Source organism: Streptomyces aidingensis (assembly GCF_900112355.1).
GTDB lineage: Bacteria > Actinomycetota > Actinomycetes > Streptomycetales > Streptomycetaceae > Streptomyces > Streptomyces aidingensis.
In genome coordinates this window covers 238,552-265,549 of the sequence record NZ_FOLM01000001.1, presented here as the reverse complement: position 1 = coordinate 265,549, position 26,998 = coordinate 238,552, and the positions used below count along the sequence as shown (strand labels likewise).

The 26,998-nt window shown below is 73.8% G+C and carries 24 protein-coding genes and 1 pseudogene; 10 read left to right on the top strand and 15 right to left on the bottom strand.

What is annotated here, in order from left to right:
* Positions 1-381 precede the first annotated feature (381 nt).
* Entirely contained in the window at positions 382-786 is a 405-nt protein-coding gene (icmB, locus tag BM242_RS01240; RefSeq protein WP_093836700.1) for a coenzyme B12-dependent isobutyryl CoA mutase small subunit, read from the bottom strand.
* A gap of 331 nt (positions 787-1,117) precedes the next feature.
* Between icmB and BM242_RS01235 the strand changes: the two genes are divergently transcribed.
* The gene (locus BM242_RS01235) at positions 1,118-2,644 is read left to right on the top strand and encodes a M23 family metallopeptidase (protein ID WP_093836699.1); all 1,527 of its coding nucleotides are present in this window, start codon (positions 1,118-1,120) and stop codon (positions 2,642-2,644) included.
* Positions 2,645-2,710: 66 nt separating this feature from the next.
* Here BM242_RS01235 and BM242_RS01230 read toward each other — a convergent pair whose 3' ends face one another.
* Together BM242_RS01230 and pcrA are read right to left on the bottom strand one after the other, a co-directional pair.
* Positions 2,711-3,409, bottom strand: a complete 699-nt coding sequence (locus BM242_RS01230) for a hypothetical protein (RefSeq protein WP_139238234.1) — start codon at positions 3,407-3,409, stop codon at positions 2,711-2,713.
* Between the two features lie 174 nt (positions 3,410-3,583).
* Positions 3,584-6,094, bottom strand: coding sequence for a DNA helicase PcrA (pcrA, locus tag BM242_RS01225; protein WP_093836697.1), 2,511 nt, complete (start codon positions 6,092-6,094; stop codon positions 3,584-3,586).
* Positions 6,095-6,192: 98 nt separating this feature from the next.
* Between pcrA and BM242_RS01220 the strand changes: the two genes are divergently transcribed.
* The gene (locus BM242_RS01220; protein ID WP_093836696.1) at positions 6,193-6,852 is read left to right on the top strand and encodes a DUF1707 SHOCT-like domain-containing protein; all 660 of its coding nucleotides are present in this window, start codon (positions 6,193-6,195) and stop codon (positions 6,850-6,852) included.
* A gap of 16 nt (positions 6,853-6,868) precedes the next feature.
* On the opposite strand, the gene BM242_RS29095 is transcribed toward BM242_RS01220, so the two are convergent.
* Positions 6,869-7,072 carry a hypothetical protein gene (locus tag BM242_RS29095; RefSeq protein ID WP_175541198.1) on the bottom strand — a complete coding sequence of 68 codons (204 nt, stop codon included), beginning with the start codon at positions 7,070-7,072 and terminating at the stop codon, positions 6,869-6,871.
* A 215-nt stretch (positions 7,073-7,287) separates the two neighbouring features.
* On the opposite strand from BM242_RS29095, the gene BM242_RS01215 reads away from it, so the two are divergent.
* Positions 7,288-9,249 carry an outer membrane protein assembly factor BamB family protein gene (locus BM242_RS01215; protein WP_175541197.1) on the top strand — a complete coding sequence of 654 codons (1,962 nt, stop codon included), beginning with the start codon at positions 7,288-7,290 and terminating at the stop codon, positions 9,247-9,249.
* 38 nt (positions 9,250-9,287) lie between these two features.
* Here BM242_RS01215 and BM242_RS01210 read toward each other — a convergent pair whose 3' ends face one another.
* The 4 genes from BM242_RS01210 to BM242_RS01195 all read right to left on the bottom strand — a co-directional run bounded on the left by BM242_RS01210 (position 9,288) and on the right by BM242_RS01195 (position 13,280).
* Positions 9,288-9,968 carry a hypothetical protein gene (locus BM242_RS01210; RefSeq protein ID WP_093836694.1) on the bottom strand — a complete coding sequence of 227 codons (681 nt, stop codon included), beginning with the start codon at positions 9,966-9,968 and terminating at the stop codon, positions 9,288-9,290.
* A 19-nt stretch (positions 9,969-9,987) separates the two neighbouring features.
* Positions 9,988-10,689 carry a vWA domain-containing protein gene (locus BM242_RS01205; protein ID WP_245833725.1) on the bottom strand — a complete coding sequence of 234 codons (702 nt, stop codon included), beginning with the start codon at positions 10,687-10,689 and terminating at the stop codon, positions 9,988-9,990.
* An 81-nt stretch (positions 10,690-10,770) separates the two neighbouring features.
* Positions 10,771-11,952 (bottom strand): hypothetical protein, encoded by a 1,182-nt coding sequence (locus BM242_RS01200; protein ID WP_093836693.1) that lies wholly within the window; start codon positions 11,950-11,952, stop codon positions 10,771-10,773.
* A 35-nt stretch (positions 11,953-11,987) separates the two neighbouring features.
* Positions 11,988-13,280, bottom strand: coding sequence for a protein phosphatase 2C domain-containing protein (locus tag BM242_RS01195; protein ID WP_093836692.1), 1,293 nt, complete (start codon positions 13,278-13,280; stop codon positions 11,988-11,990).
* 483 nt (positions 13,281-13,763) lie between these two features.
* Here BM242_RS01195 and BM242_RS01190 point away from each other — a divergent pair, with 483 nt between their 5' ends.
* Entirely contained in the window at positions 13,764-15,059 is a 1,296-nt protein-coding gene (locus BM242_RS01190) for a C40 family peptidase (RefSeq protein ID WP_093836691.1), read from the top strand.
* Between the two features lie 37 nt (positions 15,060-15,096).
* Here BM242_RS01190 and BM242_RS01185 read toward each other — a convergent pair whose 3' ends face one another.
* Entirely contained in the window at positions 15,097-15,447 is a 351-nt protein-coding gene (locus BM242_RS01185) for a hypothetical protein (protein WP_093837265.1), read from the bottom strand.
* Positions 15,448-15,508: 61 nt separating this feature from the next.
* On the opposite strand from BM242_RS01185, the gene BM242_RS01180 reads away from it, so the two are divergent.
* Both BM242_RS01180 and BM242_RS01175 read left to right on the top strand, forming a co-directional pair.
* A complete protein-coding gene (locus BM242_RS01180; RefSeq protein WP_175541196.1) occupies positions 15,509-16,267 on the top strand; it encodes a DsbA family protein in 759 nt (252 codons plus the stop codon).
* Between the two features lie 252 nt (positions 16,268-16,519).
* The gene (locus BM242_RS01175; protein ID WP_093836689.1) at positions 16,520-17,059 is read left to right on the top strand and encodes a DoxX family protein; all 540 of its coding nucleotides are present in this window, start codon (positions 16,520-16,522) and stop codon (positions 17,057-17,059) included.
* A gap of 340 nt (positions 17,060-17,399) precedes the next feature.
* Here the strand turns inward: BM242_RS01175 and BM242_RS01170 are convergent, their stop codons facing one another.
* Both BM242_RS01170 and BM242_RS01160 read right to left on the bottom strand, forming a co-directional pair.
* Positions 17,400-17,714 (bottom strand): hypothetical protein, encoded by a 315-nt coding sequence (locus BM242_RS01170; protein WP_139238233.1) that lies wholly within the window; start codon positions 17,712-17,714, stop codon positions 17,400-17,402.
* Positions 17,711-19,339 (bottom strand): PspC domain-containing protein, encoded by a 1,629-nt coding sequence (locus BM242_RS01160; RefSeq protein WP_175541195.1) that lies wholly within the window; start codon positions 19,337-19,339, stop codon positions 17,711-17,713. The genes BM242_RS01170 and BM242_RS01160 overlap by 4 nt, the downstream gene beginning before the upstream one ends.
* A gap of 124 nt (positions 19,340-19,463) precedes the next feature.
* Between BM242_RS01160 and BM242_RS01155 the strand changes: the two genes are divergently transcribed.
* Positions 19,464-20,801: an ATP-binding protein gene (locus tag BM242_RS01155; protein ID WP_093836686.1), complete on the top strand. Its 1,338-nt coding sequence runs from the start codon at positions 19,464-19,466 to the stop codon at positions 20,799-20,801.
* Entirely contained in the window at positions 20,798-21,475 is a 678-nt protein-coding gene (locus BM242_RS01150) for a LuxR C-terminal-related transcriptional regulator (RefSeq protein ID WP_093836685.1), read from the top strand. The genes BM242_RS01155 and BM242_RS01150 overlap by 4 nt, the downstream gene beginning before the upstream one ends.
* Positions 21,476-21,606: 131 nt before the next feature.
* Here BM242_RS01150 and BM242_RS01145 read toward each other — a convergent pair whose 3' ends face one another.
* Together BM242_RS01145 and BM242_RS01140 are read right to left on the bottom strand one after the other, a co-directional pair.
* Positions 21,607-22,203, bottom strand: coding sequence for a Uma2 family endonuclease (locus tag BM242_RS01145; protein WP_093836684.1), 597 nt, complete (start codon positions 22,201-22,203; stop codon positions 21,607-21,609).
* 134 nt (positions 22,204-22,337) lie between these two features.
* Positions 22,338-22,607: pseudogene (locus BM242_RS01140) on the bottom strand (RNA polymerase sigma factor); the annotation flags it as partial.
* 158 nt (positions 22,608-22,765) lie between these two features.
* Between BM242_RS01140 and BM242_RS28765 the strand changes: the two are divergent.
* Together BM242_RS28765 and BM242_RS01130 are read left to right on the top strand one after the other, a co-directional pair.
* Complete coding sequence (locus BM242_RS28765; RefSeq protein ID WP_093836683.1) at positions 22,766-23,578, top strand: DsbA family protein; 813 nt, start codon at positions 22,766-22,768, stop codon at positions 23,576-23,578.
* Positions 23,575-24,540 carry a cytochrome c biogenesis CcdA family protein gene (locus BM242_RS01130; RefSeq protein ID WP_175541194.1) on the top strand — a complete coding sequence of 322 codons (966 nt, stop codon included), beginning with the start codon at positions 23,575-23,577 and terminating at the stop codon, positions 24,538-24,540. Before BM242_RS28765 ends, BM242_RS01130 begins: the two co-directional genes overlap by 4 nt.
* Before the next feature lie 28 nt (positions 24,541-24,568).
* Here the strand turns inward: BM242_RS01130 and BM242_RS01125 are convergent, their stop codons facing one another.
* Together BM242_RS01125 and BM242_RS01120 are read right to left on the bottom strand one after the other, a co-directional pair.
* Positions 24,569-25,393, bottom strand: coding sequence for an SDR family NAD(P)-dependent oxidoreductase (locus BM242_RS01125; RefSeq protein WP_245833724.1), 825 nt, complete (start codon positions 25,391-25,393; stop codon positions 24,569-24,571).
* 102 nt (positions 25,394-25,495) lie between these two features.
* Complete coding sequence (locus tag BM242_RS01120; protein WP_245833723.1) at positions 25,496-26,932, bottom strand: sigma-70 family RNA polymerase sigma factor; 1,437 nt, start codon at positions 26,930-26,932, stop codon at positions 25,496-25,498.
* Positions 26,933-26,998 lie beyond the last annotated feature (66 nt).

Here is a 26,998-nt window from a genome sequence, read left to right as displayed (position 1 = left end):
AAACCTCTTCGGGCGGCGACGGTCAAGACGAGACGGTCACCAAGACGGTCACGAGCTTCTTGGCCGAGGCCCCGGGCACGCGGCAGGCCCTCCCCCGGTCCGGCCCGCCAGGTGCCGGCCCGGGAGGTGCCCTCAGCGAGCGTATCCGGGCTCCGGGGGTCAACCTGAAATCCAGGTCACACCGGCGCGGTGACACCTGTCACAAACCGCGCCCGGCGTTTCCCCGCCGTTGCGGACTTCTCACCGGCCACGACGCGCCGCGCTGAGCCATGCCGCGCGGCGGGGCGGGGCGGCGCGCGGCGGTCCGCCGGCCATGGCCGGCGCGCTCCGGGCGCCGCCGCACGGGCCGCGGGCGCCGGTCGGCGTGGTGCGCCGCGGGTGTTATGCGGCGCGGACGTGGGAGCGGACCCAGGCGACGACGTCGCCCGTGGGCACGCCCGGGGTGAAGATCTCCGCGACGCCCTTTTCCTTCAGCGGCGGGATGTCGTCCTCGGGGATGATGCCGCCGCCGAAAACGGTGATGTCGTCGGCTTCCCGTTCCCTGAGGAGTTCGATGACCCGGGCGAAGAGGGTGTTGTGCGCGCCGGAGAGGATCGACATGCCGATGGCGTCCGCGTCCTCCTGAATAGCGGTGTCCACGATCTGCTCGGGGGTCTGGTGCAGTCCGGTGTAGATGACCTCCATCCCGGCGTCGCGCAACGCGCGGGCGATCACCTTGGCACCGCGGTCGTGGCCGTCCAGCCCAGGCTTGGCGACGACCACGCGGATCGGACCCGTCACACCCATGTCTTCCTCCCATGCCACCACGGCCCGACTGCCGGAGTGAACGAACGTTAGCGCCAGCATCTCGCATCCCGCTCTACCCCGGAGGGCGGAGGTAGGAGAAATCACACCACCGCGCCCCGGCACCGCATCGCACTGCACATCGAACATAAATCGAAAACTCCGTGCAGCCCTCATGCAGGCTCCCCCGAAAGGGGGCCGAATGCCCGATTCCGCGGGCACCGAAACCCGCGAAAGATTGTGGGTGCCCGGTACCCCCGGGTACAGTCACGGCCCAGCAGCCGTCGGGGGACAGCTACTCCCGCTCCTGTTGTCGAGCCGAAAGGCGTAGTCGGTGAGTGATCGTCACGCGTCGGGGGTCTCCTACCCGGCCGGAAGCACTGACCAGGTCAGTGATCCGCAGTACGACCACGCGCGGTACGGCACACAGCAGCAGCACTACGGCGAGAGCGGCGGATACGGATACGACCCGCTGGGCACGACCGTCTCCGGCACCCCCGATGCCCTGGGCGCCTACGGCGCCTGCGCCTCCGCCTACGGTTCCTACGGCGGCTACGGCAGCGACCCGTACGGCCAGGCCGCGGCCTACGACAGCGGCCAGTTCGACATCACCGGCTGGGACCAGACCCCGGCCCACGGGGTTCCGCAGTTCGCCGCCCCGCCCGCCCAGCCCGGCCACGAGCACCAGCAGCAGCAGCACCTGCATCAGCACCACGGCCAGGACTTCGCGGACAGCGGCCAGTATCCGTCCGCCCAGGGCTGGGACACCGGCGGCTGGGACAGCGGCGGGTGGGGCACCTGGCCGGCGGCCTCCGGCGGCAACGACTGGGATTCCGGCGGCTGTCCCACCGCCACCGGCACCGCGGGCTTCATCCCGGCCCAGCCCGGCCCGGCCGAGTGGGAGAACACCGGCCCTCGGCAGCAGACCGGCCCGGAACCGCAGCCGCAGCCGCAGGACGTCCAGGACTCGGCGGCGCAGTGGGACAGCGGATACGACGACGGCGCGCTCCCCGACCCGGGGCTGTGGGACGACGGCTATCCGCCGGACGACCCGGCCGACACCGAGGAGGAGCGCAACAGCCCCGAGGCCGCGCTCAGCGCGCCGGCGCCGGGCGGCCGGGGCCGCCGCCGCCAGCCCAAACCCCGCCGCTCCGCGCTCCTGACCGTGGCCGCGCCCTCCCTGTGCGTGCTGGGCGTCACGGCGGTGGCCACCGCCGCCGCGGTGGGCGGCTCGGACAACTCCCGGGCCGGCGAGGACACCGCGCTCGGCGATGCCGATCCGGACAAGACCACCGAGATCGCCGCCAACCAGCAGTTCAACACCCAGCTCGAAGGGCTCACCGCCGCCGCCGACGACTACGCCGGCCGGGCCAGCCGCACCCAGGGCCGGATCGACCTGGAGAAGAAGAAGGCGGAGGAGGCGCGCAAGGCCAAGGACGAGGCCGAGCGCATCGAGGCCGCCCGGCCCAAGTTCTTCCTCCCGGTCGAGCAGCGCGGGCTGAGCGCCGTCTACGGCCAGTCCGGCATCAACTGGATGTCCACCCACACGGGCATCGACTTCCCGGTCAGCTACGGCACCCCGGTGCGGGCCGCCACCGACGGCACCATCCGCACCCAGTGGCACGTCTCCTACGGCAACCTGATGATCATCACCGCGCCGGACGGCACGGAGACCTGGTACGCCCATCTGAGCTCTTACGTCTACTACTCCGGCACCGTGCAGGCGGGCACGGTGGTCGCCTACACCGGCAACTCAGGGAACTCCATCGGACCGCATCTGCACTTCGAGGTCCGGCCCGGCGGCGGCTCCACCGTCGACCCGGTCACCTGGCTCCGCGACAAGGGCCTGGAACCCTCCTGAGCGGCCGACGGAAAACGCGCGATGCGGCGGTGACCCCCGCCACACCGCGCGTCGCGCCCGGCGCCGCTAGGGGCGGGAACCGCCGCGCAGCACCGCCTGGGTGATGCCGATCGCGCCCAGCGGCGCCAGCAGCATCAGCAGATAGTTGACGGGCTTGCTGATCTCCGTCCAGAAGTCCCAGAGATCGCCGAACTCCGTGAAGAACGCCTCGAAGCCGTCACCGAAATCGCCCGAGGCGGCGATCGCCACGCCCAGCAGCTCACCGGCGGTCACCGAGACCATCGCCAGCGCGGCACCCAGCAGGTACAGGCCCCAGTTGCGCTTGGCGAACAGCCCCGGACCGAGGCCCACGATGATGCCGACGGCCAGGGCCGCGTATCCGATCGAGGCGAACTCGCCCTTCTCCTGGTCGAAGGTGGCGTCCACCAGCAGGGCGTAGAGCAGGGCGGCGACCGCCGTGCCGACCACCGCCATGATGACCGCCAGCGCCGGATTGGACCCGCCCTGCCGGGGCATGGGCGGCGGGGGCGGCGCCGGGTAGCCGCCCGGCTGCGGCGGCTGCGGCGACTGCGGGTAGCCGTATCCACCGGGCGGGGGTCCGGCCATGCCGGGCTGCTGCGGATAGCCGTAGCCGGGCTGCGGCTGATGCGGCTGATGCGGCTGATGCGGCTGATGCGGATAGCCTCCCCCGTAGCCGCCGGGCACGGGCCCGGGCGCCCCGTATCCTCCGCCGCCCGGTGGCGGCTGCTGCCAGGGCTGGTTCATGGCGATTCCCCCTGCGGAACGTCGAGACGGGTGTGGGCGGGCGGGCAGGCGCGCGTCGACGGGCGGCGCGCGCGGCTGGTCGAGGCGGCTTCCCGCATCACATCGCCCGGGGCGCCGCCGTCACAAGATGCCCCCGGACACTGTGACACGACCCGGACAACAAGCGGCTGGGTGTTACAGCTTCTCCACCGGGGCGTAGCGCAGCAGCAGCCGCTTGGTCTGCCCCTCGCCGAAGTCGATGGTGGCCTGCGCCTTGTCGCCGCTGCCCTGGACGGCGACCACCCGGCCGAGGCCGAAGGTGTCATGGCTGACCCGGTCGCCCACCGCCAGCTCCACCACCGGCCGGTCCTTGATCCGTCCGGTCGCGAAGCCCGAGGACGACGGCCGCCCCCCGGCGCCGGCGCGCGGCGCCGAGACCGGCCCCGAGGCGGCCGGGGCCGGGGCCGAGGCGGTGCCGCCCAGCCGCCGCCAGTCGATGAAGGAGTCCGGGATCTCCTCCAGGAAGCGGGAGGGCGGGTTGTACTGGGGCTGGCCCCAGGCGCTGCGCAGCACCGAGCGGGTGACGTAGAGCCGCTCCCGGGCGCGGGTGATGCCGACATACGCCAGCCGCCGCTCCTCCTCCAGCTCCTTGGTCTTGCCCAGCGAGCGCAGGTGCGGGAAGACGCCGTCCTCCATCCCGGTGAGGAAGACCACCGGGAATTCCAGGCCCTTGGCGGTGTGCAGGGTCATCAGGGTGACCACCCCGCCCTCGCCGCCCTCGCCGTCCTCCGGGATCTGGTCGGAGTCGGCGACCAGCGCCACCTGCTCCAGGAAGTCGGCCAGGGTGCCGGGCTCGTCCTCCGGCCGGTTCTGCTCGAACTCCAGGGCCACCGCCGCCAGCTCCTGGAGGTTCTCCACCCGGGTCTCGTCCTGCGGATCGTGGGAGGACTGGAGTTCGGCCAGATAGCCGGTCTGCTCCAGCACGGCCTCCAGCACGGTGGCCGGGCCGGCGCCGGACTCGGCGATGGTGCGCAGCTCCTCCAGCAGGGCGTTGAACCGCCGGACCGCGTTGGCGGAACGGGCCGCCATGCCATAGGCCTCGTCCACCCGGCGCAGCGCCTGGGCGAAGGAGATCTTCTCCCGCTGGGCGAGGGCGTCGATCATCGCCTCGGCGCGGTCGCCGATGCCGCGCTTGGGCACGTTGAGGATGCGGCGCAGCGGCACGGTGTCCTCGGGATTGGCCAGCACCCGCAGATAGGCCAGGACGTCCCGGACCTCCTTGCGCTCGTAGAAGCGGACGCCGCCGACCACCCGGTAGGGCAGGCCGACCCGGATGAAGACCTCCTCGAAGACCCGGGACTGGGCGTTGGTGCGGTAGAACACCGCCACATCCCCGGGGCGGACGGCGCCCTCGTCGGTCAGCCGGTCGATCTCGTCGGCGGCGAACTGGGCCTCGTCGTGCTCGGTGTCGGCGACATAGCCGGTGATCGGCGATCCGTCGCCGGCCCGGGTCCACAGGTTCTTGGGGCGACGGCCGGTGTTGCGCTCGATGACCGCGTTGGCGGCGTTGAGGATGGTCTGGGTGGAGCGGTAGTTCTGCTCCAGCAGCAGGGTGGTGGCCTGCGGGTAGTCCTCCTCGAACTGGAGGATGTTGCGGATGGTGGCGCCGCGGAAGGCGTAGATGGACTGGTCGGCGTCGCCGACCACGCACAGTTCGGCGGGCGGCAGCGCGTCCGGGGCCCCGGGGTCGGCGGGCGGGGTGCCGACCAGCTCCCGCACCAGGGCGTACTGCGCATGGTTGGTGTCCTGGTACTCGTCCACCATGATGTGGCGGAAGCGGCGCCGGTAGTGCCCGGCCACATCCGGGAAGGCGCGCAGCAGATTGACCGTGGTCATGATCAGGTCGTCGAAGTCCAGGGCGTTGGCCTCGCGCAGCCGGGACTGGTAGAGCGCGTACGCCTGGGCCACGGTCTTCTCGTATCCGTCGGCCGCCCGGGCGGCGAAATCCTCGTCGTCGATCAGCTCGTTCTTGAGGTTGGACACCTTGGCGCTGAAGGAGCGGGGCGGGAAACGCTTGGGGTCGAGATCGAGATCGCGGCAGACCAGCGCCATCAGCCGCTGCGAATCGGCGGCGTCGTAGATGGAGAAGGACGAGGTCATGCCGAGCTTCTTGCTCTCCCGGCGCAGGATGCGCACGCAGGCGGAGTGGAAGGTCATCACCCACATGGCGCCGGCCCGGGGGCCGACGAGCTGCTCCACCCGCTCCTTCATCTCCCCGGCGGCCTTGTTGGTGAAGGTGATGGCCAGGATCTGGCCGGGGTGGGCATGCCGGGCGGCCAGCAGATGGGCGATGCGGTGGGTGAGGACCCGGGTCTTGCCGGAACCGGCGCCGGCCACGATCAGCAGCGGGCTGCCGGTGTGCACCACGGCGGCGCGCTGCTGCTCGTTCAGCCCCTCCAGCAGTGTGGTGGGGTCGAGCACCGGCATGGCGGCGCCGTTGCGGTAGTACGCCTGTTCGGGGGGCGTGGCGAAGGCCCCGGCGAAGAGATCGTCGGGGACGGGCTCCTCCGGAGGCGCCCAGGCGTCGTCCGCCTCCGGCGGCGGCGGGGGTTCCCCGGCGTCCGGCGGCTCCGCGGGGCGGGGCCGCCGCTTTCCGAGGTCCGCCAGAAGGCTGTCCATGGTGTCGTCGTCGAAGAGGCCGCTCATCGTCCCCCGAGTCTATGCGCCCGGGCCGCTCCCCCGCCGGGGCCCTGCGCAGGCCCTGGCCCTTGGGCGAGCGCGGTCCGCTGCTTAGAATCCAGGTCATGACGATCTCCCCCCGGCCGAGCGGCCCGGAGCCCGATCCCCCGCACTCCAGGCGCGAGTTGCGCGCCTCGGACGCCGACCGGGAAGCGGTCGCGGAGCGGCTGCGGGAGGCCGCGGCCGAGGGCCGGATCGATCTGGAGGAGCTCCAGGACCGGCTCGACCAGGTGTTCGCCGCCAAGACCTATGGCGAGCTGGAGCCGATCACGGCGGACCTGCCGCCGGACCCGGCGGCCGTGGCCCAGCAGTCGCTGCGGGCCGCCCGGCAGGCGGCGGCGCAGCAGCAGCCGGTGCTGATCAAGGGCGGCATGCACGGCACGTCACGGGTCGGGCACTGGGTGGTGCCGCCCCGGATGGAGGTGTACGGCGGGATGGGCAGCGTCAAGCTGGACTTCACCCGCGCCGAGGTGCCGCATCCGGTGGTGGAGATCGATGTGCACGGCGACATGGGCGGGGTGACGATCGTCGTCCCGGAGGGCTGGCCGGTGGACACCACGGGGCTCAGCCCGGGACTGGGCGGGGCGAAGAACAAGGCGCTGGCGCCGCCGGTGGCGGGGGCGCCGCTGCTGCGGGTGACGGGCGTCGGCGGCATGGGCGGCGTGGTCGTCCGCTACCCCAACCGCTGGGAACGCCGCAAACTCCGCGACAACCCCCCGTCCTGAGCCCCGCGTCCCGCCGTCAGCCGCGGTCGCCGGAGGGGAGCCCGGCCGGGACGAGGAGCCGCCGGCCCGGGTGCGGCCCGGCGGGATCCGAGCCGTTGAGCGCGAGCAGTGCCTCGATGTCCCGCAGGGCACGGGCCGGCTCCCCGCCCCGGCCCTGCTCCGGCAGGGAGCGCATCCCGTCGAGGCCGGGGCCGGCCGGGGCGGCGGGGGGCAGGGACACGGCGTCGCCCAGTTTCTGTCCTGTGCGGAGTAACAGGCGGCCGGGCGGGAGATGTTCACCGGTTCGTCCCGGCGGATCGGCCGTACTGGCGTGCGGGTGTTCAGGACCGTACCGAGTGCCGGGGGAATGTCGGGGAAACGGCGGACCGGTGGGGGCGGGAGCGGATAGCTTGGGGGCGGTTCGCGCAAGGGGCGGCGCATGGGGGAGGCAGTCCGGTGGAGCAGCTTTCCAGGCAGGATCCGCACACCGTGGGGGAATTCCGTCTGCTGGCGTTCCTCGGGGAGGGCGGTTTCGGCCGGGTCTATCTGGGCCGGTCGCGCTCGGGCACGCTGGCCGCCGTGAAGGTGGCCCATCCGCACATCGTCGCCGACCCCGAGTCCCGCGCCCGCTTCGAGCGCGAGATGACCGCCGTGCGGCGGGTCAGCGGCTGGTACACGGCGGCGCTGATCGCCGGCGATGTGCACGACGGACGTCCCTGGTTCGCCATCGAGTTCGTGCCCTCCCTCTCCCTCCACCAGATCGTCGCCCGGCACGGGCCGCTGCCGCCGCGCGCCGTCTGGTGGATCGCCGACGGCATCGCCGAGGCGCTGGTCTCCATCCACCGGGCCGGGCTGCTGCACCGCGATCTCAAACCGGCGAACGTGCTGGTCGCGCCGGACGGGGTGCGGGTGATCGACTTCGGCATCGCCAAGCTGCTGGACAGCGGCAGCCACACCCGCAAGGGCGCCATGATCGGCACCCTCGGCTATATGCCGCGCGAGCAGCTCGACACCCGCACCGTGCGGCAGCCGGGAGACGTCTACTCGCTGGCCGCCACCGTCCTGTACGCCGCCACCGGGCATCCGCCGTTCACCGGGGCCACCTGGAAGGACGTCTTCGGGCAGCTGGTGGCCGCCGCCCCGCCCGATCTGAGCGGGCTGCCGCCGGAGTTCGGCGAGCTGCTGCGGGCCTGCCTGTCGCACGAGCCGGAGCGGCGCCCCTCCCCCGCCGAGGTGCTCACCACCGCCCGCCAGAGGATGCGGCTGCCGCCCGGCGGAGACGGCACCGCCGTGCTGCCCGACGCGGTGCTGCACGCGCTGCGCGCCCGCCGCCGGGAGGCCCTGGCGCTGGGCCGGGGGACCCTCGGGCCGCACGGCACGCTGCCGCTGCCGGAGGCGGTGCGCACCACCCCGGTGCGCCGCTCCTGGCGCTGCCGCCTGCCCGACACCCCGTCCGCGCCGCTGGTCGCGGACGGGGTGCTGTATGTCACCCATGCCGGGCGGCAGCTCTGCGCGGTCGATGTGCGGACCAAGGCCGAGCTGTGGACCCGGCCGGCCGGCTGCGCCCAGCCCACCGCCCCGGCCGCGGCGGGCCGGCTGCTGCTGGTGGGCGGCGCCCGGGGCCTGCTGGTCGCCCACGACCGGGACGGCGGGGAGCGGCGCTGGAGCCGGCGGCTGGGCGAGGAGACGGTGCGGCGCCCGGTGGTGTCCGGCGGCACGGTGTACGCGAGCACCGGCGACGGCCTGGTGTACGCCCTGGACCCGGCGGACGGCACCACCCGGTGGCGCTTCGCCACCGGCGGCGGGGCGGCATCCCCGGTGACGGACGACGGCGCCGGGACGCTCTGGCTGGGCGACGCCGCCGGGCGGCTGCACGCGCTGGAGGCCGCGACCGGGCGGCGGCTGTGGTCGCGCGCGGTGGGCGGCGCGGTGGAGTCGGCACCGGCCGTGCACGGCGGCACGGTGTACGCGGGCGGCGCGGACATGTGCGTGCACGCGGTGGACGCCCGCACCGGGGCGCCGCGCTGGCAGCACCACACGGGCGGCCCGGTGCGTTCCTCGCCCCTGGCGCCGCCCGGCACCGGAACGGTGTACGCGGGCAGCACGGACGGCGGGATCTACGCCCTGGACGCGGCGCACGGCGGGGTGCGCTGGCGCTACCGGACGGGCGGCGCGGTGCGCTGCTCGCCGGCGCTGGGCGGGGACGAGGGCGCCCTCACCCTCTACACCGGCAGCCTGGACGGCCGGCTGTATGCCATGGCGCCGGACAGCGGCGTGGTGCGCTGGCGGTTCCGGACCGGGGGCTGGGTGACGCAGTCTCCGGTGCTTGCGGGCGGCTATGTGCATGTGAGCAGCCAGGACGGCCATGTCTACGCGCTGGACGCGGCGGTGGGCGCCGGGCCGGAGGCGGGAGCGTGAACCGGCCCGGCGCGAGGCGCCGCGGGGGTGCCGCGGGGTCAGCCCTCGCCGGCTGAGCCGTTGTCCGCCACCGGGTCCACCCCGGACAGCGGGCCGTGGAAGACCCGGCGCTCCCCGGACTCGCCGGAGAGGGTGACGGTCACCCGATAGGCCGCCGGGTCCACGGCCCCGTCCCCGCCGACGGCCAGCGCGCACTCGGCCATGCCCTGCTCGCCGGTGGTGTCCGCGCAGTCCCCGACGGGCGCGCCGTCCGCGGTCTCCAGCAGGAACCGCACCTGCTGCCCCGCCGTCAGCTCGTCCCGGCCGTCCTCGGTGACGCGGGCGATCTGGGCGGTCAGCACGACCGGGCCGAGCCCCTGGCGCCGCAGGGAGAACAGGCCGGGCTCCGCGGCGGGGCCGGCGGATTCCACGGCGGGGCCGGGCTCCGCCTCCTGCTCCTCCGGCCCGGGCCCGGGGGTCTCGGTGTCCTCCCCGGGGCGGCCCGTACCGGTCCGGTTCTCCTGACCGGGTTCCTGCTCCCGGTCCGGCTGCTGATCCTGATTCTGTTCCTGTTCCTGTTCCTGGGACGTGCCGGAGGTGCCGGCCCGGTCGCCGTCGCCGGTGAAACCCATCACCAGCCCGACGGCCAGCAGCGTCACGGACACCACCGGCCACACCGGGACCGCGGGACGCCGCGGCTCCGGGGCATCGCGCCCGGCGCTGTCGGGATAGTCGCGCATGCGTCGTCCTCGGGCCTTCTCACTCGACGTATTCGATGGGGATGGAGCGGAACCCCTCGGCCTCGGCGGGGATGCGCATCTCCTCGGCACGGGCGGAGGCCACCAGCGAGTTGAGCAGGCTGTTGATGGCCTCGGTCAGGGCCTCCCGCTGGTTGCCGACGCCCTCCGCGAGAAAGGCGGCCTTGGTGGCGACCCGGGACAGCACCGCCTCCCGGGCCTTGCCGAAGCCGAAGGCGATCACATGCGGACGGCGCTTGCTCTGCGGATCGACCAGCCGGCGGAAGGCGCTCTCCCAGTCGGGGTCCATGGGCGCGCCGTCGGTCAGGAAGAAGACCGCCGGGCGGAGCACCGCCTTGCCCTGGTCGCGCAGCAGCGGCACATCCATCTCGATCCGCTGCCTGACAAGATCGAAGGCCTTTCCGAACTGCGTGCTGCCGCTGCACTGGACGCGCGGCATGGAGGGCACGTACTGGAGGTCGGTCATTTCCAGCACCAGGGTGGGTTCACTGGAGAAGACCACGATCGATATATAGGCGAACTCCGAGACCCGCGGGCTGGAAACCAGTTCACCGTGCAGAAAGTCCAGCAGGTCGTTGAGGGTCTGCTCGTGCGGGGACATGGAAGAGGAAACGTCGACCAGCAGATAGGTGGGCAGGCACTTCTGGAGCATGCTGGCGGCGAAGGCGGGATTCTCGGCCTCGGCGGCCCACGGCTCGTTCACATCGGTCCTTTCGTTCCTTCGGGGACGTACAAGCGGAAAAGGGACGTGCGGGACGTGGTGCGGTGATTCATGGCTCCGGGCTCAGGACGAGGACGCCAGTCCGACGACGAGGATGACCAGCAGGATCGCGACGACCACCGACATGGTGATGACGAGGTTCTTGCGCTCCTGGGACATGCCGGAACCGGACTGCCCGGGCCGGGCTCCGGCCGGCGGCCGGGGCGGCAGCCGGGGCCCGGCCGCCGTACCGGCCCCCGCACCCGCCGCCGGACCCGCCGCCGGACCGGCCGTCGCCGTCGCCGCGCCCGCCGTCGCCCTCGGATCGCCGCCCGGCCGGGCGGGCAGCGCGGGCAGTTTCATCCGCTGCACGGGCATCCGGATGGCGGATCTGCCCTCCAGCGCGGCCAGCAGGCTGTCCAGGGTGGGCCGCAGCCGCCGCTCCTGGGCCAGCAGCATGTCCAGCAGCATCTCGCCCGCGTCCGGGACCCCGGCCCGCGCGGCGGCCGGGGCGATGGCGTGCAGCACCCGCAGCACCTCCCGCTCACCGGTCAGACAGCGGGCCACCAGCAGCGCCACCCGGTAGCGGTCGGTGGCGCCGTCGGCGGGCACGGTGCGCGCGGTCAGCGGGTCCTCCCAGTTGGGCTGGAACACATTGCTCACCCGGGCCGGTCCGCAGCCGTCGACATCGATGACAAAGGCGGTGTGGGCCAGGGGGTCCCAGAAGGTGTTGGAGTAGGACCAGTCGGAGTAGACGATGCCGTGCCGCTCCAGGCAGGCGGCCACGGCGACCACCGAGCGGCACACCCGGAGCCGTTCGGCGTCGCTGGGGGCCGGGATGGCGCGGGCGCTCAGCGCCTCGCCCGGCCGGGCCAGCCAGTCGATGTCCAGGTACTTCTCGGTGGCCCGGCCCGCCGAGGTCCGGATGCCGAACCGGTAGCCGGCGGGGGCGGCCGGGATGACGCAGCCGACCGTCTCGGCGGCGCCCCCGGTGATCCGCGCCACCGGCCAGGAGGTGGCCGTGCGCAGCAGCTCGCGGTCGGCCTCGCGGGCGGCGCCGGGCAGCGCGATCAGCGCGTCCAGGCGGCCGGCGTCCCCCGCGCCGAGCGGCGACTGGTAGAGCTTGGCGAGCCAGCCGTCGTGGTTCTTCAGCGGGCTGACCATCCGTGACTGGCCGTCGCCCTTGCTGAGCGGGGTGTCCAGCGGCCCCAGGACGGCGAGCGGCACCACCGCGGGCAGCGGCCAGGTCCGGTACTGCGTGGTCATGTCGGCGACTTCCCTCCCCCCGGCGCGCCGGGCCTTCAGGGGCCGGTCCAGACGACGACGGCGGTCCGGTCGTCGAGGTAGGTCCTGGCGTCGAAGTCCATGTCGTGCAGGAAGGACATCAGCGAGGGCTTGCGCGCCCAGGACCGGGCGAGGTGGGCGTTGAACTCCGGGCTGCCGGCCAGCGGATCGCCGACGCCGTCGGTGAGGAAGGCGAGCCGGACCCCGGCGGGCAGCCGGAAGACCTCCCGGCGGACGGCGTCCGGCGCCCAGGGCAGGGCGGCGTGGATCTCCTGCTCCTGGAGCATGCTGCCGGTCCCGCTCTTGCCCTCCCCGGCCAGCCACTCCCAGCGTTCGCCGCCGGTGAGCTGCCAGGCGGAGACATCGCCCAGCCAGCTCAGCCAGAGCGTCCGGTCGCCGTCGGCCTCCGGTTCGGCGGCGATCACGGCGACGATCATCACCACGCCGATCTCCCGCTCGGCCAGGCCGCGGCCGGCGGCCGTGGCCCGCATCCGCTCGGCGACCTCCCGGTAGAGGCGGAACTCGTCGACCAAGCGCGGATCGCCCCCCTCGCGCAACTCCTCGACCAGGAGGTTCACCGCCGTGGTGACGGCGATCTGGGCGCCGAGATCGGAGTAGCGGCAGGCCGAGATGCCGTCGGCGACCGCGACGACGAGATGCGCGCCGCTGTCGTCCCGGGCGATCCGGTAGGCGTCCTGCCGGGCCTTGGCGGGCTCCGCGCAGCGGTGGTCGGGGCCGACCACCGAGGCGGCCAGCACGCCGAGGCCGCCGAGTGTGGCGTCGTCGGCGGTGACCCCGGGCTGGGCCGGGCGGCGGGGCAGCAGCCAGGGCGCGCCATGGGCTCGGGAGCCGCCGCCGAAGACCAGGGGCGGCGGGCAGCCGTTCCCGGCGGCGTCCCCCGCGGCGGCGGACAGCGCGACGGTGGCGGACGGGGAGCGGCGGGCGGCGGCGGCGCGGTGGCCGGGGCGGGAGCCGGCCCGGGGGCCGGGGTCCGCCATGGTGGGCGGGTGGGAAGCGGCGCCGGGCCGGCGGGGCTTGTCCGGCCAGTCGAATCCCGGGCCGCCCGCCGCGCCGGAGCCGTGCCCGCCGGCCGGCTCCGCCGTCACCTGGTGCACCGGGGCGGCGGCGGACGCCGCGAGCCCGGCCGCGGGCCGGCGCGCCAGGCCGAGCCGGAAGGCGGAGACGAGCGCGGCCAGCAGCAGGAACAGCGCCGCCCAGGCGCCCACCGGGGCCAGGCCGACCAGCGCGAGCAGCGCCCCGGCAACGACCAGGGCATGGATCGCGTTGTCACGGAATTCTTCACGCGGCATACTGCCTCCCCCCTCGCGTTCCGCACATTAGCAGTCCGGCCGGTGCGTTGAATGGCGTTTCCCGCTCCCCCGGGACACGGACATCGCATTTCCCGGGAAATACCGGACCGGAAAGATGAATGAATGCAGCACGCAGAGAATTGCAGTGACCAGTGCGCCGGACGGGACGGACGAAGCGCCGGCCAGCCGGCCGGCCGCCGACCGCCGGGACGGACACCGCTCCGGACGGTGCCCGGCGGCCGCCCGGCTCCGGGGGCCGTCCGGCGGGGCGAAACCCGCTCATGGTCACGAAAAAGTCACGGGAAATTCCGGGCATATCGAACATCAGTCTTCCCTTCCCCTTGTCAGGGTGGCTAGCCTGCGCTGCCAAGCGGTCCGGTCCCCCCAGCCGCCGACAGCGAGCGGCGCGGCCCGCCTCCCCTCCTGCTCCGCGGGCGGGGCGTCCCCGTGCTTCCGCGCACGGGGAGAGGAAGGAGAACGGCCGTGGGTGCACACCGCAAGCCGCGTCAAGGACTGCTCGACTCCCCCGCCGCCCGGCGCGGTGCCATCGGCCTGGGCACCGCCGCACTCTCCGCCACCCTCTTCGCCCAGGGCGCCCACGCCGACGACGAGGCGGAGGAGGCCGCCGCCGCGATCGAGGAGCAGCGGCAGAAGGCCGAAGGCGTCTCGGCACGCGCCGCCGAGGTCAAGGAGCAGGTGGACACGCTCTACCACGAGGCGGGCGTGGCGACCCAGGACTACCTGGTGGCCGAGGAGGCCACCGCCGCCCAGCAGGAGACCGTGAACGAGCTGCTGGAGCAGGCCGCCCGGGCCACCGAGCAGGTCAACGAGGCACGGCGCTCACTGGGCCGGTTCGCCGCCGCCCAGTACCGGCACGGCAACGGCTCCGAGACGGCGACCCTGCTGCTGGTCGACGACCCGCAGAGCTACTTCGACACCCAGTACGTGCTCGGCCGGGCGACCGAGGAACAGCAGCGCGCGCTGGACGACTTCACCGAACGCCGCGCCGAGGCCGATACCGCCCGCGAGGAGGCCGGCACCGCGCTGGAGAACCTTCAGGAGCAGCAGGGGCAGCTCCAGGAGCGCAAGGAGGAGGTGCAGGGCAAGCTGGCCGCCGCCCGGGAGCTGCTGGAGTCCCTCTCCGAGGAGGAGACCGCGGAACTGGCGGAGCTGGAGCGGCTGGAACGCGAGGAGGCCGAGCGCCAGGCCGAGGAGCGGCGGCTGCTGGAGGAGCAGCGGCAGCGCGAGGAGCAGGAACGGCTGGCCCGGGAGCGGGCCGCCGCGGAGGCCGCCGCGGAGGCCGCCGCCCAGGAGGAAGCAGCCGCGGCCCAGGAGGAAGCGGAAGCGGCCACGGATTCCTCCCCCGGCAGCTCCTCGGACGGCTCGGGTTCGGCGGACAGCGGCACCGGGGACGCCTCCGGCGGCTACGCCGCCAAGGCGGCGGAGGCCATCGCCTTCGCCGAGGCCCAGCTGGGCAAGCCGTACGTCTGGGGCGCCACCGGACCGAACTCCTACGACTGCTCGGGGCTGACCCAGGCGGCCTGGCGGGCCGCCGGGGTGGAACTGCCCCGCGTGACCTACGACCAGGTCAACGCCGGCACCCGGATCTCCCGGGACGCCATGCTCCCGGGCGACCTGGTGTTCTTCTACAGCGACATCAGCCATGTCGGGATCTACATCGGCGACGGGATGATGATCCACGCGCCCAAGCCCGGCGACGTGATCAAGGTCGAGTCCGTCGACTACATGCCCTTCTACGCCGCCGTCCGCCCCGCTTAGGCCCCACGGGCCGCCACCGCGCCGGCCGCGCCGGCCGTCACCAGACTGTGGCGATGAAAATGTTGGTCAGGGTGAGCAGGCCGATGGTGCCGAACAGCGGCGTGGGCACCTTCTCCTCGTCCCGCTTGAGGTAGACCAGGGCCAGGATGGCCACCAGGATCACCAGCTTGATGCCGACCTTCAGATTGTTGACGTCCGCGTCGTCCGCCTCCCGCAGGCCGACCAGGATCACCCCGGTCACCAGCATGGTCAGCGCGCCGTGCAGCATGCCCGGCTGCACCCGGGCCGCACCGGTGCGCAGCGCGCCCATCTGGTAGAGGAAGCCGCCGAGCAGCGCGGCGATGCCGATGAAGTGGAAGCCCAGGAAGATGCCGATCAGTACGTCCATGGCACCGGAGCGTACTGGGGCCCGGCCGCCGGACCGCCACCGCGTCCCGCACACTGGAGGGGTGATTGGCACAAATCCCAAGGTGCTCGCCGGCGTGGTGGCGGCGCTGGTGACCGGTGCGCTGCTGCTGGGCATGCTCGCCGCCGCGCTGACCGGAGGCGGCAGCGGCGGCGCGGAGGCCGCCGACGGCGCCGGACCGGACCGGGAGACGGCGGGCGCCGGCGACCCCTCCGCGCTGGAGCCGCTGCCGGAGGACCACCCGGTGCACGGGCTGGCCCGGCGCGACGCCGCCGATCCGTTCGCCCTCGGCGACCCGGACGCCCCGGTGGTGATGCTCACCTACACCGACTTCCAGTCGGCGCTCGCCGCCCGCTTCGCCCGGGAGACCGAGCCGGGGCTGGTCTCCGACTATGTGGACGCCGGGGTGCTGCGCATCGAGTTCCGCAGCTTCCCGGTCAACGGCCCCGAGTCGGACCTGGCCGCCCGCGCCGCCTGGGCGGCCGGGCAGCAGGACCGGTTCTGGGAGTTCTACCGGGCCGCCTACGCCGAGGACACCCACATCGGCAGCGGCCGGTTCTCCCGGGAGGGCGTGCTGGCCATGGCCGAGGAGGCTCAGGTGCCGGATCTGGAGCGGTTCGCCACGGACCTGGACTCCGCGGCGGCCGGCGAGGCGGTCGCCGCCGACGCGGACGAGGCGCTGCTGCTCGGGGTGAGCGCCGTGCCCACCTTCCTCATCGACGGGCATCCGCTGGTGGGCAACCGGCCGGCGGAGGAGTTCCGCGACCATATCGAGCAGCTCGCCGGGGCCGCGTCCGGGTAGCCACCGGCCGGGAACGCGCCTTCCGGTACGACTGATTCCCCCTCCGTTCGCCCGGACGTGCGAACTCCCTTCGCGTGGCCGGAATCTGCTGGCAGACTGGGCGGGACAACCGGCCTCACAAGCGGTTCCGGTGCCCTGCACACCGGCTCCGGAACCGGCACCACCACGACCGGCGGGCGTGGCCGGAAACCAGCGAGCCCGTCGCCCCGGGCCCTGCCGCCCGGGGCGCGGCAGACGGCAGGAGCAGCGGCTATGTCGGTGACGGAACAACTGGGCGGTCCGGCCGCACGCGGACCACTGCCCGGCACGGGCGGCCCCGGGGCCGGCCTGCGGGAGCGCGCGGCCCACTACGCGCTGCTGCCGCTGCGGCTCTTCCTCGGCTTCACCTTCCTCTACGCCGGCATCGACAAATACACCACCTGGGGCCCGTTCTCGCCCATGGACCGGACGACCATGGAGTCCATGCTGGAGTTCGCCGAGGAGCAGGCCGCCGCGCCCTGGCTGGCGGATCTGGCGCTGGAGAATCCCGGCCTCTTCCTCAACGCCACCTCGGTGGCGGAGATCGCGGTCGGCGCGGGCGTGCTGCTCGGGGCGCTGACCCGGCTGGCGGCGCTCGGCGGGGTGCTGCTCAGCCTGTCCTTCTGGCTGGTCATCTCCTGGAACACCGAGCCGTACTACTTCGGCGCCGACCTGCCGTTCCTGGCCGGTTTCCTCACCCTGCTGCTGGCGGGCGGCGGCGCCCTCTCGGTCGACGCGGCGCTGGCCCACCGCAACCGCCCGGTCTTCGCCTAGTTGTACGAAGTCAGGACGTTGGTCACGCCGTCCCGTGGTCGAGCCACCGGGGGCCGGTGTCCGATGGCGGCGTGGGGCCGGTGGTAAACGCGATGATCAACAACGTCACGACCCGCACCACCGGGCCCGGGTCTGGACGGTGTGGCCGGGTGGTTGGAGTCGGCGGGGGTGAACTGTCGCAGCGGTCCGCAGTGGGCTCGCTGGGGATTTCGCCCAGGAGGCGCCAGGCCGGGAGCGGCCGACCCGCGCTCGCTGCGTGACGGCCTGGCCGGGCACATCACAGATGCCAGGCGAACCGCGCGGGGACCGGCCGACCCGGCAAACCTTCCCGGTCACGGCACTAGCAGTCCCTGGGGGGCGGCGCGCCCCGGCGGCGGCGGTCCGCGCGGCGCCGCAGGCCATGGGTGGTCAGGGCCACCGCGGCGGTCAGCAGCAGGGCCAGCGGCAGCGCCGCGACCAGCACCAGCAGCGGCACCTCCGCCCAGCCGGCGGCGCGGGCGGTGAAGCCGGCGGCAAGCAGCAGCATGCACAGGCCCAGCAGAAACCGGGCCGGGTCGAACCGTCGTCCGCGCCGGGCCGCCGGACCGCCGCCGTCCGGCGCCCGGGCCGGCCGTTCCAGAACGGCCGGGCCGCCCCCACCGCTCATCGCGCTCATCCCGATCCCTCCTCGCTCTCCCGCCCGGCGCCCCCGGACGACACGGCCGGCTCCGCGGGCTCGGCCGGCTCCGCGGGCTCGGCCGGATCGGCGGGCTCGGCCGGCTCGGAAGGCTCCGCGGGCCGCTCGCCGGACCCGGAGGAGTCCGCGGAGTCCGCAGAATCCGCCGAGCCCGGAGCCGGCTCGCGCTCGACGGCCACCTGCCCCAGGCTCAGATGCACGGTGAGCTGCACCACACCGCCCGGCTCCACCCCGTCCGGCGGCGCGAAGCTGCCCGACCACTCCGCGTTCAGCCCGCCGCCGGCCGCCACCTGCCGGCCGTCCGCGCCCCGCTCCTCGTACACATAGCCGCCGAGACCGATGTCGGCCGCCACCCGGACCGTCACATCGTGCGGCACCAGGATCTTCAACTGCCCGGCGCCGCCCGACAGCGCGATGCGCACCCGCTCCCCGCCGGAGAGTTCCAGCCCGGTCAGGTCCAGAGTGCCGCGACCGCTGCCCATGGAGTAGGTGTCGCGGACCTGGGCCGCGGCCTCCGGCTGCCAGCGGGTGTCGGACCACTCGGTGCTGATGGAGTCCGGCAGCGCCGAGGCGCCCGCCAGCAGCAGCCCCGTCAGCATCGCCGCGGCCACCGTGCCGGCGCCCAGGCGGCCGACAAAGGCGCTGATCAGCAGACCGACGCCGAACACCGCCAGGGAGGAGGCCAGCCCGTAGACCAGGGCGGTGCCCAGCGGCTCGCTGCTCCAGAACAGCCCGGAGACCACCACCCCGCTGCTGATCGCCGCCAGCAGCACCGGCGCGCCCAGCCAGAGGCCGCGCGGCTCGGCCGGGGGCCGCGGCGAGGGGGTACCGGGCGGCGGCGGAGCCCAGGGCGAATGCGACGGCTCCCGCTTGCCCAGTTCGATGCGCACCTGAGTCCCCGGGGACCGGGACGCCCCCGGCGCCGGCAGCCCGCCGTCCGCATCGCCGGGCGCGGCGTCCGCCGGGCCCCACAGATAGCCGCGGGCCGTGCCGCCCATCCGGCCGTCCGAGGTACCGCGCCACCAGGAGGGACCGGCCGGCACCGGCGGCGGCTGCGCCTCCGGCGGGGCGGTGGCCACCGTCTGCGCCACCGCCTGCACCGTCGCCTCGTCCACGGGCGCGCCCCGGGCCTCGGCGCCCTCGGTGCGGCGGCGGTGCTGCGACCAGAAGGCCGCGCCGGCCAGGGCGCCCAGCAGCATCAGCGAGAAGAACTGGGTGCGGGCCTCGATGGAGGCCAGCAGCAGACCGACGCCGACCACCAGCAGCAGCAGCGCGGTCAGGCCGGGCCCCTCCACCCGGCCGGACAGCATGCGGCGGATCTCGTTCTCGTCCTCGTCCTCGTACGGCATCACCAGCCAGGCGATGCCGTAGGCGATGAAACCGATGCCGCCGATGAGCGAGAGCACGGCCAGCGGCACCCGGAAGATCACCGGATCGATGTCGAAGTAGCGGCCCAGCCCGGCGCACACCCCGCCGACCACCTTGTGGCGCCGGCTGCGGGTCATGGGCGGCCGGGGCGGCTGCGCCGGATGGGCGCCGGTCCGCGGGCGGGCAGCCGCGTCCCCGGCGGCCCGCGCCCGCTGCCGCTGCTGCTCCTCGCTCATGGCCTCCATCGTGCCCGGCCACGGCGGCGCGACGCATCCGGGGCGGCCCCGGATGCATCCCTGAGTTCCGCTCAGGGAAAAGCCCTGATGCCATCGCGACCCGGGGCATGTGACGATCTGGAGCATGACCTCCCCCACGCCCACACCCGCGGGCGGCGGTGATCTCGACGACGCCGCGCCACCGCGCAAGCTCTACCGCAGCGCGGAGGGACGCTGGCTGGGCGGCGTGGCGCAGGGGATGGCCGGGCATCTGGCGCTGCCGGTGTCCTGGGTGCGGATCATCTACCTCGCACTGACCATGGCCAGCGGGCTGGGCGTGCTGGTCTACGGCATCTTCTGGTTCGTGGTGCCGCTGGGCACCCAGCCGCATCCGCAGCGGCCGGTCACCCCCAAGGAGCGCCGACGCAACCGGCGGGCCGCGCAGAAGGGCCAGGTCTTCGCCCTGGTCGTGCTGCTGATGGGGCTGATCGCGTTCTGGGACAACGTGCAGTTCCAGATCGCCGGCGCCTATCTGGTGCCGCTGATCCTGATCGGCATCGGCGCCGCGGTGGTGTGGCGGCAGGCGGACGACTCGCGGCGCTCGCACTGGGCGGCGGTCACCCGGCGCAGCCGGTGGCTGCCGCTGGTGCGCAGCGCGGCGGGCGGGCTGCTGGTGCTGGTCGGGGTGGTCGGGTTCGTGGTGGCGCAGGGCGTCAGCGAGGACCTGAGCCGGGTCCTCCAGGCCTCGCTGGCGGTGCTGGTCGGCATCGCCCTGCTCGCCGGTCCCTATCTGGTCCGGGTGGTGCAGGAGCTCTCCGAGGAGCGGACCATGCGCATCCGGGCCCAGGAGCGGGCCGAGGTCGCCGCGCATATCCACGACTCGGTGCTGCACACCCTCACCCTGATCCAGCGCAATGCCGAGAACCCCCGGGAGGTGGCCCGGCTGGCCCGCGCCCAGGAACGCGATCTGCGGTCCTGGCTCTACAAGTCCGCCGAATCCACCGCCGCCTCCGCTTCCCCCTCCTCCCCCTCCTCCGCCTCCACCTCGTCGTCAGCCACGGGCGGCGGCGGCGAGGAGAGCGACGCCCGCCCCGCCGGCTTCGCCGAGTCGGTCAAGGCCACCGCCGCCGAGGTCGAGGACTACCACGGATCCCCCATCGAGGTCGTCTGCGTGGGCGACTGCCCGGTCGACGAATCCCTCGCCGCCCTGCTCCAGGCCGCCCGGGAAGCCATGGTCAACGCGGCCAAGTACGGCGGGGACGGCGCGCCCGCCCGGGTCTTCGCCGAAGTGGAGGGGCGTACCGTATTCCTGTCGGTGCGCGACCGCGGGCCGGGCTTCGATCTGGACGCGGTGCCCTCGGACCGGATGGGCGTGCGCGAGTCCATCATCGGCCGGATGCAGCGCCACGGCGGCACGGCCCGGGTGAAGTCCACGCCCGGTGAGGGAACGGAAGTCGAACTGACCATGGAGCGAGCGTCATGACCGAGCAGCCGGGCGGCCGGGCCAGGGTCGTCCTCGTCGACGACCACCGCATGTTCCGGGCCGGCGTCCAGGCCGAGATCGGCGCGACCGAGACCACCGGCGTCGAGGTGGTCGGCGAGGCGGGGGACGTGGACCAGGCCGTCACCGTGATCAAGGCCACCCGCCCCGGGGTCGTCCTGCTCGACGTCCATCTTCCCGGCGGCGGCGGCGTGGAGGTCCTGCGCCGCTGCGCCCCCCTGATGGCCGACCCCGACCGCCCGGTCCGCTTTCTCGCCCTCTCCGTCTCCGACGCGGCCGAGGACGTCATCGGCGTGATCCGCGGCGGCGCCCGCGGCTATGTCACCAAGACCATCACCGGCACCGATCTGGTCGACGCGATCTTCCGGGTCGCCGAGGGCGACGCCGTGTTCTCCCCCCGCCTGGCCGGCTTCGTACTCGACGCCTTCGCCTCCAGCGACACCGCCCCGGTGGACGAGGACCTGGACCGCCTCACCCAGCGGGAGCGCGAAGTCCTCCGGCTGATCGCCCGCGGCTACGCCTACAAGGAAGTCGGCAAGGAACTCTTCATCTCGGTCAAGACGGTGGAATCCCACGTCTCCGCGGTGCTGCGCAAGCTCCAGCTCTCCAACCGCCACGAACTCACCCGCTGGGCCACCGCCCGCCGCCTGATCTGACCCCGCCACAGCATGCTGCTGAGATTCCGCGTCGCGAACATGCGCTCGCGGCGCGACCCCTATGTCCGGCCAGGGCGTTCCACGCCTGGCGAGCGTTCCGTACGCGGGCACGTCCGGAGGGCAATGGCGCTTCAGACCGGGCGGCGCAGGCTCGTCAGGTCGATGTCGACGGGGAAGGGGACGGCGAGCTTGAGGCGAGCGTGGTGGACGCCCGCACCGGCATAGCACCGCGTGGCCGGGTCCAGTTCGTAGACGTAGACGGCGGGGAATCCGTCGCCGCCTTCCTCCACTCGCCAGAAGTGCTCGACGCCGGCCCTGGCGTACTTCAGGGGCTTGGTCTCCCGGTCCCGGTCCCGGGACTCGGGTGACACCACCTCGACAGCGAGGATCACATCCTCCGCCCGGTATGCCGTCTGCCGGTTTCCCGTCATCGCCTCCGCACGGACCACCATGACGTCGGGCTCCGGGCGCTGCTGCTCGCCCAGAACGACGTTCATCTCCCGGATGACCTCGAACTCCCGCGGGACCGTCCGCAGCAGGCCGTACTCGATGAGCCGTACCGCCAGCATGTGGAAGTTGGTCTGCGGGCTCACGAAAACCAGGCTCCCGTCGATCAGCTCCGTGTGCGGAGGCAGGTCGGGGAGCCGGTCGAGGTCCTCGGCGGTGTAGCCGCCCGCCGGCGGACGGGTCCAGTCATGCCCGGACTCGACGCTCATGAGCACTCCCATGGACGGGACGTTAAGCCGTCCGATCAGCGTAACCGGCACAGAAAGGTATCTCTGTCACCCGAAGGAAAGCGGGATCGTGGGGGCGTTGACGGACGGCCCGCCCGCTCCCCTCCGGCGGTGGGCGGCCGGGGAGATCAGGCGGGCGGCGGGAGAGGGAGGGCGGCGCGGGCGCGTTGGAGGTGGGTGCGTTCCGCGGTGTTGGCGGTGCGGGCCAGGGCGGCGTCATAGGCGGCGGCCGCCTCCGCGGGGCGGCCCAGGCGGCGCAGCAGGTCGGCGCGGACGGCGTGGAACAGGTGGTAGCCGTCCAGGCGCGGGGCCAGCCCGTCGACCAGCGGCAGGGCGGCGGCCGGGCCGTGGGCCTCGGCCACGGCCACGGCCCGGTCCAGCGCCACCACCGGGGTCGGGATCGACACCTCCGCCCGTCCGGGCGGAAAAAACCGTGTCGGCGCCGTGATCTTTGGCTCCTACACTTACGGGCGGCTTCCAGGAGGTCTGTCCGGCGGCCCCCTGTCCCGGCCATGGCCCGCCCGGCGCGCCGGACCCCGTCTTGGAGAAACCTGTGATGACGCACAGCCCGCAGCCGTCCGATCCCGCCGCCCCGCAGGCCCCGGTCGTCGTCCCGCCGCCCCCGCCGGCGCGCACCCGGTTCTTCCCGGCGGTCGCGCTGCTGGGGACGGCGCTGATCATCGCCCTCTTCGCGGCGCTGGGCACCAGCGGCGGGGACGACCGCGACGGCGGTACCGCCGCCCCCGCCCCCGCCGAGGACACGGCAGGCGAAGGCGAGAGCCGGAGCGAGGGCGGGGAAGCGCCGGAGGAAGAGGACGAGCGGCCGGATCTGGCGCGGCGGACAGCGGGCGACCCGTTTGCCATCGGCGCGGTCGACGCCCCGGTCGTCATGATCGAATACGCCGATTTCCGGTGCGGCTACTGCGGTCAGTTCGCCCGGGAGACCAAGCCGGAGCTGATCCGCTCCTATGTGGAGGACGGCCTGCTGCGCATCGAATGGCGGCACACCCCCGTCCTCGGCGAGGAGTCCGTGGCCCTGGCGGTGGCCTCCCACGCCGCCGCGGAGCAGGACCGCTTCTGGGAGTTCCACGACGCGGTGTACGGCGGCCATGCCACGGCCACCGATACCGAATCCCTGGTGGCGCTCGCCCGGCAGGCGGGGGTCGTGGACCTGGACCGCTTCCGCGCCGATCTGGACAGCCGGGAGATCCAGCGGGCCGTGCTGCAGGACGTCCAGGAGGCGCTGACGGCCGGTTTCGGCAGCACCCCGTCGTTCCTGGTCAACGGCCGGATGGTGATCGGCGCGCAGCCCATCGGCTGGTTCGAGGCGATCATCGACGACGAACTGCGCAAGTCGGGCCACGCGTGATCTCCACCGGCTATCCGGTCGCGTTTCTGGGCGGGCTGCTCGCACTGCTCAGCCCGTGCGGCGCGGTCCTGCTGCCGGCCTTCTTCGCATACTCCTTCAGCGGCTCGGCCGCCCGGCTGCTGGGCCGCACCGCCGTGTTCTACGCCGGCCTGTGCTGCACCCTGGTCCCGCTGGGCGTGGCCGGTTCCACGGTGGGCCGGTTCTTCCACGGCAACCGGGAACTGGTGGTGGCGGTCGGCGGCTGGACGGTGATCGCGCTCGGCACGGCACAGATCCTCGGCTTCGGGTTGGCCCTGCCGGCCCGGGTGAGCGGCCGGCACCTGCACCGGGCCGGTCAATGGGCCCGGTCCGGTTCGCTGTTCGCCACGCTCACGCTGGGAGCCGTCTACGGGCTGGCCGGGTTCTGCGCCGGTCCGATCCTGGGTGCGGTGCTGACGGTGTCGGCGGTCGGCGGCGACCGCTGGTACGGGGCCGCGCTGCTCGCCGTCTACGCCCTGGGCATGGCCTGCCCGCTGTTCCTGCTGGCCGCCGTGTGGGACCGGTTCCGGCCGGCCGCCCGGCGCGGGCTGCGCGGCCGGACGCTGGAACTGGCCGGCGGCCGGCTGCGCCTGCACAGCCTCCAGGTCGTCGGCGGCCTGGTCTTTGTGCTGGTCGGTGTGGTGTTTCTGCTGTCGGACGGCACCGCCGGGCTGCCCGGCCCGCTCAGCGCGGAGCAGGGGTTCCGGCTGGAGGAGTGGGCGGTGTCCGTGGGTTCGGCGGTGCCGGGCACGGCACTGCTGTATGTCCTGGCGGGCGGCTCGGCCCTCACCGGCATGGCCCTGGCGTACCGCGCGTGGCGGCAGCCGCCACCACCGCCGACGGCACAGCGGGCAGGGACACAGCGGGCAGGGGCACAGCGGGCGGCGGCCGACGGGGAAGCGGCGGCGGGGACCACCGGGTCCCCGCCGCCGCCCGGAGGCTGACGGGCCGCCCTTCCGCGGCCCGCCGCCCTCAGTCGGTGAACATGCCGCCGGTGGCGTTGACGAAGGTGCCCGTGATGGAGCCCGCCTGGTCGGAGGCGAGAAAGGCCGCGGTGGCGGCGATCTGCGCCAGGGTCGGCGAGCGGCGCGTCATGCGCATCGAGTCGAGCTGGGAGATCAGCGCGGCCAGCCCGTCCTGATCCATCTCCATGCCGGGGCTGACCTGCCGCAGCCGCTCCACGCTCAGCGTCTCCGGCAGCCCGGCGGTCCAGATGCCGACCACCCGCACGCCCTGCGGGCCGGTCTCGACGGCCAGGTTGCGGACCAGGGTGTCCTGCGCCGCGTCCGCCGGGCCGGTGCCGCCCATCATCGGGCTGCCCTTGGCCGAGCCGCTGTTCAGGGTGAGGATCACGCCGCCGGACTCCTGCCCGGTCATGATCCGGGCCGCGGTGGTGGCGGTGAGGAAGTTCGCGGTCACCCCGTTGGTCACCGGGCGCACAAAGTCGGCCACGGACATCGCGGTCAGCGGGCTGCCCTGGACATCGCCCCGGGTGACCAGGTTGAAGGAGATGTCCAGGCTGCCGGCCCGGCCGGCGACCGAGTGGGCGTGCTCGGCGACGGCGTCCCCGTCCAGGGCGTCCACCACGGCGGTCTCGGCGGTGCCGCCCGCGGCGGTGATGTCCTCGGCCACCGCCTCAAGGGTGGCGGCGGTGCGCCCGGCCAGGAAGACCCGGGCGCCGCGGGCGGCGAAGGCCCGGGCCACGGCCCCGCCGATCGCCCCGCCCCCGCCGTAGATCACGGCATTCTTCCCGGCCAGGGTGGCGGCGGTGCCGGGGGTGGCGTTGGTCATCGACATGGTGTGCTCCTCTGCGCTGTGTCATCGGTTGTCCGGTCCTGGATCCGCCGGCCCGGGCTCTCCATGGGCCGGCAGTCATACAGACGGAGCGCAGCGGAAAACTCATCGGTGGGCGCCGGACATCGTCAGCGGCAGACCGAAGGCGGGGAAGAGGTGCGGCTCGAAGGAGGTGATCTCCGCGATCCGCCCGTCCCGGATGCGGAACACATCGATCACCTGTGCCCGGTAGACGGTGGTGCCCGGCCGCTGCAGCCAGCCCGCCGTGGCCGGCATCCCGTTGGCACGGATATGCCGGTGGTGCCAGCGGCCGGCGAAGGAGGGCGAGGCCGGGTCGAGTGCCGGGCCGACAAAGCCGGACAGCGCGGTGCGCCCGGCGAACCACAGCGGGTTGGGCGGCATGGTGAGCAGCACGTCCTCGGCCAGCAGCTCCAGCATGGCGGCGCTGTCGGCGCGCTGCGCCGCGTCCATGTAGCGGTCGAGCACGGCGCGTTCACCGGCCGACGTCTGTTCCGGGCGGGACCAGTCCATCCGCCGTCCGGGCATCCGTTCGCGCAGCGTGGCGCGGGCGCGCTGAAGGGCGCTGTTGACGGCGGCCACGCCCATGTCCAGCATTCCGGCGGTGTCCGCGGCGGTGCGGCCGAGCACGTCGCGCAGGATCAGCACGGCCCGCTGGCGGGGCGGCAGATGCTGGAGGGCGGCCAGAAAGACCAGTTCAAGGGTCTCCCGGGAGACCGCGGCGGCATCCGGCCCCTGCGGATCGTCGGCGGGGATCTCGGCGAGCAGTTCATCGGGGTAGGGCTGGAGCCAGGCCACCATGGAGGGCGGCTGCTCCATCGGCACCGACGGCTCCGCGGGAGAGGGGCCGTAGGGGCGCGGGGTGCGCGGATGGCGGCGCAGAAAGTCCAGGCAGACATTGGTGGCGATGCGGTACAGCCAGGTGCGCAGGGCGGCCCGGCCGCGAAAGCCGGTACGGCCGCGCCAGGCGCGCAGCAGGGTCTCCTGGAGCAGGTCCTCGGCGTCGTCGTAGGAGCCGCTCATCCGGTAGCAGTGCACATGCAGCTCCCGCCGGAACGGCTCCACCGCCTCGGCGAACGCCACCTCGTCCGATTCCGTCACGGGTTCCGTCACGGATTGCGTCACGGATTCCGTCACGCGAGCGGGTGTGACGTTTTCCGCCGCTTCCGTAGCCTCCGCCGCTTCCGCCTCCGCGTCCCGGGCGACGCGCGCCAGGCGGTGCAGCCGGCTTACCACGGAGGACAACGCCGAGACATCGGCGTAGAACGGCTGCGGCGGCCGGGGATTCAGCCGCTCCACCCGGCGGCCGATGTCCGCGATCAGCTCCGGGACGCTGCGGGCGCCGCCGCCCGCGGCCTCCCCGCCGCCGGAGCGCCGCGCCCGGTACGCCTTCTGCCGGCAGGCCGCCGAGCAGTAGCGCGCCGACCGGCCCGGCCGGCCGGGCTCCGCCCGCACGGCCAGCGCCTTGCCGCAGCTCCGGCAGGTGCTCTCCGCGTCCAAGCCGCCCGCCTCCTCCTCAGCCACCGGAAAACGTCACGCCCCACACGTGACGCAATCCGATCCTGCCACCGGACGGAGAGAAGGGCGGCG

What these genes read in the sequence shown, in the direction of transcription:
- icmB (WP_093836700.1), bottom strand. Translation starts at nt 786, where the DNA reads ATGGGTGTGACGGGTCCGATCCGCGTGGTCGTCGCCAAGCCTGGGCTG.
- BM242_RS01230 (WP_139238234.1), bottom strand. Translation starts at nt 3,409, where the DNA reads ATGAACCAGCCCTGGCAGCAGCCGCCACCGGGCGGCGGAGGATACGGG.
- pcrA (WP_093836697.1), bottom strand. Translation starts at nt 6,094, where the DNA reads ATGAGCGGCCTCTTCGACGACGACACCATGGACAGCCTTCTGGCGGAC.
- BM242_RS01220 (WP_093836696.1), top strand. Translation starts at nt 6,193, where the DNA reads ATGACGATCTCCCCCCGGCCGAGCGGCCCGGAGCCCGATCCCCCGCAC.
- BM242_RS01210 (WP_093836694.1), bottom strand. Translation starts at nt 9,968, where the DNA reads ATGCGCGACTATCCCGACAGCGCCGGGCGCGATGCCCCGGAGCCGCGG.
- BM242_RS01200 (WP_093836693.1), bottom strand. Translation starts at nt 11,952, where the DNA reads ATGACCACGCAGTACCGGACCTGGCCGCTGCCCGCGGTGGTGCCGCTC.
- BM242_RS01195 (WP_093836692.1), bottom strand. Translation starts at nt 13,280, where the DNA reads ATGCCGCGTGAAGAATTCCGTGACAACGCGATCCATGCCCTGGTCGTT.
- BM242_RS01185 (WP_093837265.1), bottom strand. Translation starts at nt 15,447, where the DNA reads ATGGACGTACTGATCGGCATCTTCCTGGGCTTCCACTTCATCGGCATC.
- BM242_RS01175 (WP_093836689.1), top strand. Translation starts at nt 16,520, where the DNA reads ATGTCGGTGACGGAACAACTGGGCGGTCCGGCCGCACGCGGACCACTG.
- BM242_RS01170 (WP_139238233.1), bottom strand. Translation starts at nt 17,714, where the DNA reads ATGAGCGCGATGAGCGGTGGGGGCGGCCCGGCCGTTCTGGAACGGCCG.
- BM242_RS01160 (WP_175541195.1), bottom strand. Translation starts at nt 19,339, where the DNA reads ATGAGCGAGGAGCAGCAGCGGCAGCGGGCGCGGGCCGCCGGGGACGCG.
- BM242_RS01155 (WP_093836686.1), top strand. Translation starts at nt 19,464, where the DNA reads ATGACCTCCCCCACGCCCACACCCGCGGGCGGCGGTGATCTCGACGAC.
- BM242_RS01150 (WP_093836685.1), top strand. Translation starts at nt 20,798, where the DNA reads ATGACCGAGCAGCCGGGCGGCCGGGCCAGGGTCGTCCTCGTCGACGAC.
- BM242_RS01145 (WP_093836684.1), bottom strand. Translation starts at nt 22,203, where the DNA reads ATGGGAGTGCTCATGAGCGTCGAGTCCGGGCATGACTGGACCCGTCCG.
- BM242_RS28765 (WP_093836683.1), top strand. Translation starts at nt 22,766, where the DNA reads ATGACGCACAGCCCGCAGCCGTCCGATCCCGCCGCCCCGCAGGCCCCG.
- BM242_RS01125 (WP_245833724.1), bottom strand. Translation starts at nt 25,393, where the DNA reads ATGTCGATGACCAACGCCACCCCCGGCACCGCCGCCACCCTGGCCGGG.